The following is a 12,483-nucleotide window of genomic DNA, read 5'->3' on the forward strand; positions in this document are numbered from 1 at the left end:
TTTACATGTGGGGAATGATCGCGACATGGCGCATGGCGCTAGAAGGCATCACACACGCCAGCACCCTGCTGGCGAAGGGGGAAAAGTCAGCCAAAGCCGTGGTCAATGCCGTTGCCGACGTTGAGGATTTTCCATTTTATAAATCCGTGGGCTACGGTGGTTTGCCCAGCGAAAACGGTGAAGTTGAATTAGACGCCGCGTTTATGGATGGCGATACCTTAGCGTTTGGCGCCGTCGGCAACTTGGTCGATATTGCCAACCCCATTCGCGTGGCCCATGCGCTGAGTAGAGAACGGTTCAATAGTTTGCTGGTTGGCGTTGGTGCCCGTGAATGGGCGCTGAGTCAGGGATTTGCCGAAAAAACCATGCTCACCGAGCGCGCCATGCAACACTATCGCAAGCGCTGTCGAGAAACTATCGATCAGGGGCTTAGCCCCTACGATGGCCATGACACCGTCGGCATGATTGGGCTGGATACCCATGGTTCGATGAGTGTAGCAACGTCCACCAGCGGTTTATTCATGAAACGTCGTGGCCGACTGGGCGATTCACCTATCATTGGTTCCGGATTCTACTGTGATAGCCAAATTGGTGCGGCAACCGCCACCGGCGTTGGCGAAGATTTGATGAAAGGCTGCACTAGCTACGAGATTGTACGACGCATGGAAGGCGGAATGACACCGCAGGACGCCGCCGACTCGGTGATATTTGAGCTCGAAGACAAACTCATGGCGCGCTTTGGTCGCGTGGGGGATTTGTCCGTCGTTTGCATGAATAAACTGGGTGAATTTGGTGTCTCAACCAATATCAAAACATTTTCATTTGTTGTCGCCACGCGCGATCTTCCCCCTACCGTTTACCTCGCCGAGCGTCAATCCGACCGCACTCACTACGTCCCTGCCGATGAAGCATGGATGAATGACTATGCGGCGCGGATCCGCGCACCTATCGGAGAACCTCAATATGATTAAATCTCAGGTCATAAACGCTGCATCACATGCCGTCTTATCAAGTAAAGATAGCCACCTGATTTCCTTTGCTGGCAGTGCGCTGTTAACGCAGACCGAAATCGATGCCTCGCTATTATCGGCTCTGCAAAAAGACGCGGTACACTCCGTCGCCGATTGTGCCTACGGCTGCGCACCCTTTGGTCGAGTGACCTTATTGCCCAAGGATCATTGGCTAGATTCGATAACCACTAAGCTCCATGCCGCACTACGCCCTCTGTTACGTAAAACGGCATGTAGCGAACTTATTGTTGATTGCAGCCTGTGGGACACCAAAAAAAGCGCAGACCGCGCCATGCTCTCTTCATTGCTGATCTTCTTGTTTAATCTGGATTATCAACTGAGCGATTTAGGGCTCAAAACACGCACTGAGCCTGCGATTCGGATTAAACATATCTCCCTTTGCTGTCCGCCACAGGATCAAGCCGCGGTGGAGAAAATACGTTGCCAGGCTGAAGCCTCGGCTATTGGCATGATCGCCGCTCGACGTATCGCAGACATTCCCAGCGATACATGCACACCTGAATTTGTCGTAACCGAAATCGAGAAAATCATCGCGACCTATCGAACACTGCGCTGTGAGATTTTGGAAGAAACACAGATTGAGCGCCAAGGCTTAGGTCTGTTACATGCGGTGGGTAAAGGTGCAGCCAACCCTCCTCGATTGATGGTTCTACGCTATGAAGGCCGCGCCGACGGGCCATTCAGCGCCTATGTAGGCAAGGGAATTACCTTCGATACCGGCGGGCTGTGGCTCAAAGGCGGCGAAGGCATGTACACCATGAAATACGACATGTGCGGTGCCGCCAACGTCTTTGGATTACTACTCGCCGCCGCTGAAATGAAGCTACCAGTACGCTTAATTGGCGTCTTGGCACTCGCTGAAAATATGATAGGCCCAGAAGCCATGCGCCCAGGTGACGTTGTCACAAGCTATGCCGGCCTTAAGGTTGAAATTAACAACACCGACGCAGAAGGACGCCTTGTTTTAGCCGATGCCATTGCCTATGCCGGCCAGCTTACCTTAGACGATCAGCATCCTCAGTACATCATCGATATGGCAACGCTCACCGGTGCTGTCGTCAAAGCCTTAGGCTACGACCTCAGCGGGTTATGGAGCCAAAATGCTGAACTCAGCCGCAAGCTCATTCAAGCCGGGCTGCACGCACACGATGAGGTGTGGCCACTACCGCTCGACCCGCGCTTTGCGCCACAGGTTGAAAGCGCTATTGCCGATGTTTGCAATACCCCGACTAACAACGCCGCCATCAGCACGTCGGCGGCTTATTTCCTGAGCCGTTTCTGCCCAGCAGATATCCCTTGGGCGCACCTCGATATTAGTGGAACCGCGCTGTGGCGCGAAGGTGGCCGAAGCGTCGCCTCTGGACGCCCGATCCCTCTTTTAATGCAGCATTTGATAGAAGATTTGGAGAAATAATATGAAAAAAATTCTGTTGGTTTGTGATCTTGGTATGTCGACCAGTTTGATGGTTAAGAAAATGCTGGAGTCAGCTAAAGCACGCGGTATCGACGCTGAAATTTGCGCAAAATCAGTCCGTGATTACAAGACCTGTGCTGCTGATTTTGACGTCGCCTTATTAGGCCCGCAGATCCGCTATAAGCTGCCTGAATGCGAAAAAATCGCTCAGGAACACGGCAAGAAAATCGCCTGTATCGATATGATGGCCTACGGCACCATGAAAGGCGATAAGGTACTCGATCAGGCCTTAGCGTTGATTGAAGAGGTTTAAGTATGGATCTCGAAAATGAAGTGATGGAGCTCATTGCAAACTCTGGTTATGCACGTAGCTTAGTTTTTCAGGCCATTCGCTGCGCTCGTGAAGAAAAAGATTTTGCTCAGGCCGAAATCTACATGCAGCAGGCACAAGAGGCATTATCTTCAGCCCATCACGTGCAAACCAAACTGATCGAAATGGATGAAGGAACAGGAAAGATCCCTGTGCATTTGGTGATGGTTCACGCGCAAGATCATCTAATGAATGCCATTATGTTGATGGAATTAGGCCGTGAAATTATCGCCCTGCACCAACAATTCGCACGCTAAATGAACATCCCCCTTGCTAAAAGTAAGGGGGCTTTTAGCCCGTATCTGAGAAATTTATTAAAATCACTGACGTATTTCATAAAAAAACACGCCACTCTTACATCGGAATTTTCTCTAAGTCTGTATAGAAAACAGTAAGTTCTGCGTAGATAAATCCTAATTTAGCCGTTTTTTAATCACGTAACGGTTTTATTATCTTTACAATATCGACCTGCCATTGATATTTACGCTACTATCCGTCCACATTTTCTTTTCAATAGCTACACTTACGCAAAGAGTGAACAATTCATTGACTGTATGTTGGCTAGGATTTTCCTGTCAAAGGATGCTTGATGCGCTTCTCAAAGGTGGCAGTTAAAAAGTATCGCTTGTACCGTTTACTGCTCGCCGCTGGAGCAGGATTGTTTGCTTTTGCTATTTCCATGGGTGGACGCTACAGCCAAGAGCTAGATACCGTGCGCACCGCGCAGCACAAAGCCGCCCTCTCTGCCGTACAACAAATCGACCGCCTGCTTAACTCAGCCAATGAAATTTCAACTACCCACAACGAGCTGGTCAACAGCAGTTGCCCTCAGGCTCAGCCACGCTTGCTAAACATGTCAGTGCAGTTACAGACCGTACGGGCTATTTTGTTGGTTAAAAATGACGTTATTTTTTGCTCTAGCCTGTTCGGCCACCGCGACTATCAGCTCGATGTGATGTTTCCCACCTTTGCTAAGCCCGGTCATAACCTGATGCTTAAAGCCGCATTATTGGTTAAGCGTGGAAGCCCTACGCTGCTTTTTTGGGTGCCGACTCGCTCAGATCCTCACAGCGGCATGATTCACGTATTTCATATCGCCATGTTGTCGAGCTTCATTCTTGAGCCGCAAAAGCCCTATGTGAATTACATGGCTCTCAACGTTGAAGGACAGACGTTGATTTATGGCCAAGAGATGATCCGCCAAACGCGAGATATCACGGATAAACCCAGCGTCGCGCTGAATTCTGACCAATATGCTTATTCCGTGGGGGTTTTCTCCGATCCTGATTGGCAGCTCGCGCTGCGCTCACTTCCTCAGCACATTCCGCTTTCTCTGCTGGTCTTTTTACTCGCAGGGATTATTGTCTTTATGGTTTCGGCTAATCGGATGAATTTGGCCTATCACATTTCTTCGGCGATCCAGCGCAAGCAATTCCAGCTCTATTGCCAGCCGATTATTCAAAGCCAGAGTGGCGAATGTGATGGAGTGGAAATCCTGCTGCGTTGGTACGATGAGCGCCAAGGATGGATCTCACCGGATATCTTTATTCCTCTAGCCGAACAGCATGGCTTAGTTCAGTCGCTCACACGCCACCTTCTGTACACGCTAGAACAAAACAAGCACCTGTTTCCACAAACGCCTGATTTTTATATCAGTATTAATATTGCTGCCGAACATTTTGCTCAAGGCCAGCTTGCGCGCGATCTGCATAAACTGTGGTATCAATTTAATCCCGCAACAAAGCTTATGCTAGAACTCACAGAACGCTCGGAATTGCAGCCAGCGGATTATACTCAGCTAGCCCAACTGCGCGCGATGGGGGCATCTCTCGCGCTGGATGATTTTGGCACGGGGCACAGTTCATTGAGTTACCTGCAAAACCTGCATCCCGACGTACTGAAAATTGATAAGACATTCTGCGCAACCATTGGTACAGATGCCATCAATGCCAAAGTGCTCGGCAGCATTGTTGCATTGGGCAAAGAGCTCAAACTGAAGCTCATCGTTGAAGGGGTTGAGACTCGCCAGCAGGCTGATTATCTGCGCCAATTAGGCGTTTGTGCGATGCAGGGGTTTTACTTTGCACGTCCGATGCCGATTGCAGAGTTTCCGCAGTGGTTGGCTCAGCAATATGCCAAACCGAAGCAGGATGATTGATTAAGTCATTAAACTTCCCTCCCGTTTGGGAGGGAAGTATTAACTGTAACTAGGAACCGGCTGTTATTCCTCTTCGTACTCATCAGGCATTTTAATACGCTCAATGTGAATCAGCTCAATGCGGTAGTCTTTAACTTCCATAACTTGGAAGCGGAGACCGTGCAGATCTAATTTCTCGCCGGCCTGCGGCATCTGATCGAAATGAGCCAACAGCAAACCGGCCACCGAAGCGCAATCTGATGAAGATTCGCTGACTAAGCCATCCCAGCCCAGCATTTGCTCCAAGGTATGCAGGTCGGTACCGCCTTTTACTAACCAGCCATTTTCCTGTTTGATGACATCTAGCGTTTCATCTTCATCTGGGAATTCCCCCGCAATCGCTTCTAATACGTCCAGCGGCGTCACCAAGCCTTGAACCATACCGAATTCGTCGCTCACGATGACTAACCGCCCTTTTGCCTGACGCAATACATCTAGCACGTTAATTACGTCCAAACTTTCCAGCACCACAATCGGCGCGCTTTTCGCGGCATATTCAGCCACGGAGATCCCTTCGTCCAACGCCACCAGCAGATCTTTGGCGCGGACAATGCCAATCAACTGGTCTAACTCACCATCACAAACAGGGAACAGGCTATGAGGCGTTTCCAGGAGCTGGCTGCGAATTTCCTGCGGCGTGCGCTGGCAATCTATCCAAGTAATTTCATTACGCGGCGTCATGATGGTACGCAAAGATCGTGAAGCCAGCGTCAGCACGCCGCTAATCATGTAGCGCTCTTCGGCGGCAAAAGTCTCTTCTTCTTTGGTAGCGACCACGTCTTCGCTACGGTGCCCATTTTGCTTATCTTTCTTACCGCCCATCATACTGATGATGGCCTCGGCAGTACGCTGGCGCATTGGGAGACGACGCTCATGTTTGATGTGATTACGACGCGCAATTTGGTTAAACATTTCGATAAGAATTGAGAAACCGATTGCCGCGTACAGATAACCTTTCGGAATATGCAGGCCGAAACCTTCTGCCAACAAACTCAAACCAATCATCAGCAGGAAGCTTAAACATAGCACCACGACGGTAGGATGTTCGTTCACAAAATTGGTCAGCGGCTTAGACGCCAGCAGCATAATCGCCATCGCAATCACAACCGCACACATCATTACCGGCAAGCTATCGACCATGCCCACGGCCGTAATCACCGCATCAAGCGAGAACACCGCGTCAAGAATGACGATCTGCACCACCACCGACCAGAAACTGGCATATCCACGGTTGTTCACCTCATGGGTCTGCCCTTCCAGCCGTTCATGTAACTCCATGGTGGCTTTAAACAGGAGGAACAGCCCTCCGACTAGCAAGATTAAATCTCGCCCTGAAAAGCTAAAATCACCTACGCTAAATAACGGACGGGTTAGCGTTACCATCCAAGAGATGACGGACAATAGCCCCAATCGCATCAGCAGCGCTAAAGAAAGGCCAATGATACGCGCCTTATCACGCTGTTTCGGCGGTAGCTTGTCTGCCAGAATTGCAATGAATACCAGATTATCTATGCCCAGAACAATTTCGAGAACCACCAGCGTGAGTAACCCCACCCAAATTGACGGATCGAGTAAAAATTCCATGTTTTATTCCGCGTTAATGTGAAAAGAGAATTGTTGAACGGCAACAGGATCTTGCTGTGCACGACGTTTCAGCCCGTTTGCAAACTGGCTAAAACCAAGATTTGATTCCCAAAGACCTGCAATAAAACGCAAAACATGAGGAAACCATGCATTCAGCAAAGACAAGCCACGGAACAAAACATCACCGGGCATAAAGAATAGTGTAGAGAATAGCGAAGAAATTAAAGGGCGTCGGGGACGGTCCATACGGTGGGTTTAACCCAATACTCCTGACAGTGACAAGAAACTTTATGCTAACAAGAAATAAAGCTATCCAAAAGAGCATCAGCGCACACATTTTGTCATTTTTTGTCAATACTCTGTTACTCATATTGCGCACAAATCCAGCATCTAAATATTTCTTATAATTTACATGTGCTAATAGCAGATGGTCGTCACATAAATTATTTTTTTACTGACTAAAATAAATCTCGCTAAAGAAGATTTGGGATTTTTCGCCTGAATCGATTCATGAAGCTAACTGATTGATACTTAAGACACTTAGCATTCATCAGTGAGATCCAAGAATTATTTGGCGAGCAGTTACTCCACAAGGACGTATCTACAAACGGTTTTTTGACTTAATTCCATGCTGAGAAAGTGAGTTATTTCACACCGTAAAAGCATGCTAGCAAGTAGAGAGGAGGTAGCGAGTGAGTATTGCTATTATCATCGGCACTCACGGGGCAGCGGCTGAGCAATTGCTCAAAACCGCAGAAATGCTGCTAGGCGAACAAAGCAACGTCGCCTACATCGATTTCGTTCCCGGTGAAAATGCTGAAACGTTAATTGAAAAGTACAACGAGAGATTGACCCATCTGGATACCAGCAAGGGCGTGATCTTCTTGGTTGATACTTGGGGCGGAAGTCCTTTCAATGCGGCAAGCCGTATTGTCACGGACAAAGAGCACTATGAAGTCATTACCGGCGTCAACGTTCCGATGCTGGTAGAAACATTCATGGCTCGCGACGATGACCCTAGCTTTGACGAGTTGGTTGCATTAGCGCTGGAAACAGGCCGTGAAGGCGTCCGAGCTCTGCGCGCAAAAGAACCTGAAGCTGCCAAACCACAGCCAAAGCCGGCTGCGCCAAAAGCACCTCAGGCTCCGATGAGCCCAGAAGACCACATGAAGATCGGTTTAGCACGTATCGATGACCGTTTGATTCATGGTCAGGTTGCTACTCGCTGGACAAAAGAAACTAACGTGAGCCGCATCATCGTTGTCAGTGACGAAGTTGCAGCTGACCACGTTCGTTCCACCCTGCTAAAACAGGTTGCTCCTCCAGGCGTTACCGCTCACGTGGTTGACGTCGAAAAAATGATCCGTGTTTATAACAACCCCGCTTATGGTCGCGACCGTGTCATGCTGCTTTTCACTAACCCAACCGACGTGGTTCGTTTAGTCGAAAATGGTGTGAACATCACTACCGTAAACATTGGTGGTATGGCGTTCCGTCAGGGCAAAACCCAGATCACCAACGCAGTATCCGTAGACGAGAAAGACATCGAAGCATTCAAAAAACTGGATGCACGCGGCATTGAATTGGAAGTCCGTAAGGTCTCCAGCGATAGTCGTCTGAAGATGATGGAATTAATCAATAAAATGAACTAACGCTGAATCGCGCACTTGCCGATTCGTGTTTTTAAACTCAGCTCTTTGGTTAGAGGAGAAGTGCAATGGAGATTACAACTCTTCAGATTGTACTGATATTTATTGTTGCGTGTATTGCAGGGATGGGTTCCATCCTTGATGAATTCCAGTTTCACCGTCCACTAGTAGCTTGTACCCTGATCGGTATCGTTCTGGGTGACATGAAAACCGGTATTATTATCGGTGGTACTCTGGAAATGATCGCTTTGGGTTGGATGAACATCGGTGCAGCTGTTGCACCCGATGCGGCACTGGCCTCCATCATCTCCACCATTCTGGTTATCGCCGGTGGGCAAAGCGTTGGTGCAGGTATCGCACTGGCCATTCCATTGGCAGCAGCAGGTCAGGTTCTGACCATCATCGTTCGTACTATCACCGTGGGCTTCCAGCACGCGGCTGACGGCGCGGCCGAGCGTGGCGACCTGCGTGCGATTAGCGTTCTGCACTGCTCTGCGTTAATTCTGCAGGCAATGCGTATCGCGATCCCTGCGGTTGTTGTTGCAATCTCTGTAGGTACTGATGCTGTTCACACCATGCTGAATGCAATCCCTGAAGTCGTGACCTCTGGTCTGGCTATCGCGGGTGGCATGATAGTCGTTGTTGGTTATGCGATGGTTATCAACATGATGCGTGCTGGCTACCTGATGCCTTTCTTCTATTTAGGTTTCGTTACCGCTGCGTTCACTAACTTCAACCTGGTTGCGTTGGGTGTTCTGGGTCTGATGATGGCTATTCTGTATATCCAACTCAGCCCTAAATACAACAAATCTCAGGTTGTACAAGTTGCTGCCGGCAATAACGACCTTGATAACGAATTAGACTAGGAAAGGGTGAGAGAAATGGTTGATACAACATCATCAGTTGCAACTCCAAAAACTGAAACGAAACTCACCGCAGGCGATCTGCGCGGCGTATTCCTGCGCTCTAACCTGTTTCAAGGTTCTTGGAACTTTGAACGTATGCAAGCATTGGGTTTCTGTTTCTCCATGGTGCCGGTTATCCGTCGCCTGTACCCAGAGAATACAGATGAACGCAAGCAAGCAATCAAGCGTCATTTAGAATTCTTCAACACACATCCATACGTTGCGGCCCCTATCTTGGGTGTTACAGCGGCAATGGAAGAACAGCGTGCAAACGGCGCTCCGATCGACGATGGTGCCATTAACGGTATCAAAGTAGGTCTGATGGGGCCATTAGCCGGTGTGGGTGACCCAATTTTCTGGGGTACTGTACGTCCTGTATTTGCAGCGTTAGGTGCAGGTATTGCGATGACAGGTAGCCTGTTGGGCCCTATCCTGTTCTTCGTTCTTTTTAACCTAGTTCGCCTGCTGGTTCGTTACTACGGTGTAGCTTACGGTTATAAGAAAGGTGTTGATATCGTTAGCGATATGGGCGGTGGCTTCCTACAGAAACTGACGGAGGGGGCATCGATCCTGGGTCTGTTTGTTATGGGGGCCTTGGTTAACAAGTGGACGCATGTCAACATTCCACTTGTGGTATCCCGCATCACTGACCAAACCGGTCACACCACGGTAACCACGGTTCAGACCATTCTGGACCAGTTGATGCCTGGCCTGATCCCACTGCTGCTGACCTTCGGCTGTATGTGGCTGCTGCGTAAGAAAGTCAACGCACTGTGGATCATTATCGGCTTCTTCTTCATCGGTATCTTCGGCTACTGGATCGGTCTGCTCGGTCTGTAATCGTATGAATAGCCGGATAGGGTTCGCCCTATCCGGCTTTTTTATTTTGTGTTTGGAGTATTCATGTCTTTAACTGATATCGCACTGCTGGCTTTTATCCTGCTGTTCATTCTTTACGCCGTCTATGATGAAATCATCATGCCAAGGCGCAACGGAAAGACACTATTGCAGGTTAATTTAAAACGTCGTAATAAAGCCGATAGTGGAATATTTGTTGGATTGTTAGCCATTCTCGCTTATCAAAATATAAATAATAACGGTTCTCACTTCACGACGTGGTTACTCTTTACTCTCGCCATTATCGCTATCTATGTTTTTTATATTCGCTGGCCAAAAATCTTATTTAAAGAAACCGGTTTTTATTACGGTAATGTTTTTATTTTATACAGCCGCATAAAAAATATGAACATGTCCGAAGACGGTTATCTGGTGATTGATTTAGAGAAGCGTAGGCTACTGATTCAAGTCGCTAAAATGGACGATCTGGACTTAATATTGAAGTTTTTCGTTGAGCAGAAATAACGAATAAATCCCGCCATTAATGAGATTCAGTATATTAATACTGCTATTTGTACTGAATCTCACAGCGACTTAGAACATTATTATCCCTCTGCTGCAACCCACTTAATAATAATTATCATTAGCATTGATTTCCCCTGCAAAATATGCCGTTGTTATTCTTTAAAGAAATAGAGTATGATCGCTTCCGTCAATTTGGGGAGTAGCCGGCGTTCTTGCTGATTAATATTCAGTTTTTGAGCGCGCTCGTGTCAACATACTCGTTCCTGGCATGGAACGTGGTGCGAGCAGCCCGCTTGCTGATTATCAGCATTATAAGCGCGGACAGGCGAGACCATAGACACGTAGCTCCGTCGTATGGTTGGGGGTGGGCTGCGTGTATATGGAACACCCGGCCGAGTATTTTTCATGAATTTATCCGCAACAGTTATCCTCGCTTTCGGCATGTCCATGGACGCTTTCGCTGCGTCAATTGGCAAAGGTGCCGCTCTGCACAAGCCTCGTTTCCGTGAAGCATTCCGTACTGGTCTTATTTTTGGTGCCGTAGAAGCGATTACCCCACTCATTGGTTGGGGAATTGGTCTACTGGCCAGCAAGTTCATTATGGAATGGGATCATTGGGTCGCCTTTGCCCTGCTCTTCGTGCTAGGCAGCCGTATGGTTTATGAAGGCTGGAAAGGCAATCATGATGAAAATGCTGAGCCGGTGCGCCGTCACGGATTCTGGCTACTCGTCACCACGGCGATTGCAACCAGCTTAGATGCGATGGCTATCGGCGTTGGATTAGCCTTCCTGCAGGTCAATATTCTCCACACCGCGATGGCGATTGGTTTAGCCACGATGATTATGGCGACCTTGGGCATGATGATTGGCCGCTTTATTGGCCCACTGTTGGGAAAACGTGCAGAGATTTTAGGCGGCGTGGTACTAATCGGTATAGGTTTCTCAATTTTACATGAGCATATCGGCCCCTTCTTCTAAGAATCAACCAAATAAAAAAGCCCGCATGAAGCGGGCTTTTTTATTTCAATCAGACGCTTAATCACGGCGATATACACGAATAGCAAAATCGGTTTCACACTCAAATTCTATGCTGCTTCTCAATGCCTCAGCCACATCAGGCGTTGCTCGCCAAGCAAACGGTGTCATTTGCAGCAAATTGGCGGCCTGCTCACCCGGCAACATCATGGTATACGTCAGTTGTTGATCATCGATGAGAGTAAACCCTTCAAACGACTCTGTGTTTTCTGCGTGCAACTGCACCGTGTCATAAACTTGTGCTTTAAGCTGATAGAGATGGCGCGGAGCCGGTGACACTGTCACAAGAATGCCTTCAGGAGCAACAACGCGAGCTAGTTCTTCCGCCTTACATGGCGCATAGATTCGAACCACGGCATCCATCGAAGCATCGGCGTATGGCAAGCGATGGCTTGAAGCAACACAGAATGACACCGTCGGGTAGCGTTTAGCCGCATACCGAATAGCAACCTTGGCAATATCCAGTCCAAAAACCGCAATATCCCGCTCACTAAACTGTTTTGCCAGTTCAGAGGTGTAATATCCCTCTCCGCAGCCAATATCGAGAATACGGCGGGTTTGAGGCGCCATATGCGCCTTAATCGCGTGACAAACGGCGTCACGCAGTGGCTGATAGTAGTTTTGATCCAAAAATGCACGCCGTGCCTGCATCATTTCAGTACTGTCTCCCGGCTGCTTGGAGTGTTTGTGCTGAACAGGCATCAGATTTACGTATCCCTCTTTTGCACAATCAAACTGATGATTATTGGCGCAACGCCACTGATGATCGTTTTTTTCCAGCGGTTGCTGGCAAAGAGGACACTGATAAGGCATTGGATTTTCCGCATACAGACGTTAAAGCGCAACAGTCTAAATAACGCCAGTCAGCGATGCAACCGGCTAAGCATGTCCAAGTCACAGCAAAACGCGTTATCCCCTTTTCTATCACACCAATAA

The 12,483-nt window shown here is 48.5% G+C and carries 13 protein-coding genes; 10 read left to right on the forward strand and 3 right to left on the reverse strand.

All coding sequences use genetic code 11. The features are described 5' to 3' along the window. Positions 1-5 precede the first annotated feature (5 nt). The 5 genes from CPY98_RS10985 (at position 6) to CPY98_RS11005 (ending at position 4,973) form a co-directional block, all read left to right on the forward strand. Entirely contained in the window at positions 6-971 is a 966-nt protein-coding gene (locus CPY98_RS10985) for a N(4)-(beta-N-acetylglucosaminyl)-L-asparaginase (RefSeq protein WP_043493320.1), read from the forward strand. Beyond that, positions 964-2,445: a M17 family metallopeptidase gene (locus CPY98_RS10990; protein ID WP_096387680.1), complete on the forward strand. Its 1,482-nt coding sequence runs from the start codon at positions 964-966 to the stop codon at positions 2,443-2,445. The genes CPY98_RS10985 and CPY98_RS10990 overlap by 8 nt, the downstream gene beginning before the upstream one ends. A gap of 1 nt (position 2,446) precedes the next feature. Continuing rightward, positions 2,447-2,758 carry a PTS sugar transporter subunit IIB gene (locus tag CPY98_RS10995; RefSeq protein WP_025796812.1) on the forward strand — a complete coding sequence of 104 codons (312 nt, stop codon included), beginning with the start codon at positions 2,447-2,449 and terminating at the stop codon, positions 2,756-2,758. A gap of 2 nt (positions 2,759-2,760) precedes the next feature. Then, positions 2,761-3,072 carry a PTS lactose/cellobiose transporter subunit IIA gene (locus tag CPY98_RS11000; protein ID WP_046449238.1) on the forward strand — a complete coding sequence of 104 codons (312 nt, stop codon included), beginning with the start codon at positions 2,761-2,763 and terminating at the stop codon, positions 3,070-3,072. Positions 3,073-3,404: 332 nt separating this feature from the next. Further along, on the forward strand, positions 3,405-4,973 hold the full coding sequence (locus tag CPY98_RS11005; protein ID WP_096387682.1) for an EAL domain-containing protein: 1,569 nt from the start codon (positions 3,405-3,407) through the stop codon (positions 4,971-4,973). Between the two features lie 63 nt (positions 4,974-5,036). Here CPY98_RS11005 and CPY98_RS11010 read toward each other — a convergent pair whose 3' ends face one another. Both CPY98_RS11010 and CPY98_RS11015 read right to left on the reverse strand, forming a co-directional pair. Beyond that, positions 5,037-6,596 carry a TerC family protein gene (locus CPY98_RS11010; protein WP_043493324.1) on the reverse strand — a complete coding sequence of 520 codons (1,560 nt, stop codon included), beginning with the start codon at positions 6,594-6,596 and terminating at the stop codon, positions 5,037-5,039. Between the two features lie 3 nt (positions 6,597-6,599). Beyond that, positions 6,600-6,842, reverse strand: a complete 243-nt coding sequence (locus CPY98_RS11015; protein ID WP_096387684.1) for a hypothetical protein — start codon at positions 6,840-6,842, stop codon at positions 6,600-6,602. Between the two features lie 446 nt (positions 6,843-7,288). Here CPY98_RS11015 and manX point away from each other — a divergent pair, with 446 nt between their 5' ends. The 5 genes from manX (at position 7,289) to mntP (ending at position 11,490) form a co-directional block, all read left to right on the forward strand. Next, the gene (gene manX, locus CPY98_RS11020; RefSeq protein WP_025796819.1) at positions 7,289-8,248 is read left to right on the forward strand and encodes a PTS mannose transporter subunit IIAB; all 960 of its coding nucleotides are present in this window, start codon (positions 7,289-7,291) and stop codon (positions 8,246-8,248) included. Positions 8,249-8,313: 65 nt separating this feature from the next. After that, positions 8,314-9,111 carry a PTS mannose/fructose/sorbose transporter subunit IIC gene (locus tag CPY98_RS11025; RefSeq protein ID WP_008813635.1) on the forward strand — a complete coding sequence of 266 codons (798 nt, stop codon included), beginning with the start codon at positions 8,314-8,316 and terminating at the stop codon, positions 9,109-9,111. A gap of 15 nt (positions 9,112-9,126) precedes the next feature. Then, entirely contained in the window at positions 9,127-9,990 is an 864-nt protein-coding gene (locus CPY98_RS11030) for a PTS mannose transporter subunit IID (protein ID WP_025796822.1), read from the forward strand. A gap of 63 nt (positions 9,991-10,053) precedes the next feature. After that, positions 10,054-10,512, forward strand: coding sequence for a DUF986 family protein (locus CPY98_RS11035; protein WP_096387686.1), 459 nt, complete (start codon positions 10,054-10,056; stop codon positions 10,510-10,512). 405 nt (positions 10,513-10,917) lie between these two features. Continuing rightward, on the forward strand, positions 10,918-11,490 hold the full coding sequence (gene mntP / locus CPY98_RS11040) for a manganese efflux pump MntP (RefSeq protein ID WP_025796825.1): 573 nt from the start codon (positions 10,918-10,920) through the stop codon (positions 11,488-11,490). A 57-nt stretch (positions 11,491-11,547) separates the two neighbouring features. Here mntP and rlmA read toward each other — a convergent pair whose 3' ends face one another. Next, positions 11,548-12,360 carry a 23S rRNA (guanine(745)-N(1))-methyltransferase gene (gene rlmA, locus CPY98_RS11045; protein WP_043493408.1) on the reverse strand — a complete coding sequence of 271 codons (813 nt, stop codon included), beginning with the start codon at positions 12,358-12,360 and terminating at the stop codon, positions 11,548-11,550. Between the last annotated feature and the right edge of the window lie 123 nt (positions 12,361-12,483).

The organism is Hafnia sp. CBA7124 (genome assembly GCF_002355555.1).
Lineage (GTDB): Bacteria > Pseudomonadota > Gammaproteobacteria > Enterobacterales > Enterobacteriaceae > Hafnia > Hafnia alvei.

Coding starts and splice junctions, on each gene's coding strand:
- CPY98_RS11005 (WP_096387682.1), top strand. CDS start 3,405: ATGCGCTTCTCAAAGGTGGCAGTTAAAAAGTATCGCTTGTACCGTTTA.
- CPY98_RS10995 (WP_025796812.1), top strand. CDS start 2,447: ATGAAAAAAATTCTGTTGGTTTGTGATCTTGGTATGTCGACCAGTTTG.
- CPY98_RS11010 (WP_043493324.1), bottom strand. CDS start 6,596: ATGGAATTTTTACTCGATCCGTCAATTTGGGTGGGGTTACTCACGCTG.
- CPY98_RS10990 (WP_096387680.1), top strand. CDS start 964: ATGATTAAATCTCAGGTCATAAACGCTGCATCACATGCCGTCTTATCA.
- CPY98_RS10985 (WP_043493320.1), top strand. CDS start 6: ATGTGGGGAATGATCGCGACATGGCGCATGGCGCTAGAAGGCATCACA.
- CPY98_RS11015 (WP_096387684.1), bottom strand. CDS start 6,842: ATGGACCGTCCCCGACGCCCTTTAATTTCTTCGCTATTCTCTACACTA.
- CPY98_RS11025 (WP_008813635.1), top strand. CDS start 8,314: ATGGAGATTACAACTCTTCAGATTGTACTGATATTTATTGTTGCGTGT.
- CPY98_RS11000 (WP_046449238.1), top strand. CDS start 2,761: ATGGATCTCGAAAATGAAGTGATGGAGCTCATTGCAAACTCTGGTTAT.
- CPY98_RS11035 (WP_096387686.1), top strand. CDS start 10,054: ATGTCTTTAACTGATATCGCACTGCTGGCTTTTATCCTGCTGTTCATT.
- rlmA (WP_043493408.1), bottom strand. CDS start 12,360: ATGCCTTATCAGTGTCCTCTTTGCCAGCAACCGCTGGAAAAAAACGAT.
- CPY98_RS11030 (WP_025796822.1), top strand. CDS start 9,127: ATGGTTGATACAACATCATCAGTTGCAACTCCAAAAACTGAAACGAAA.
- mntP (WP_025796825.1), top strand. CDS start 10,918: ATGAATTTATCCGCAACAGTTATCCTCGCTTTCGGCATGTCCATGGAC.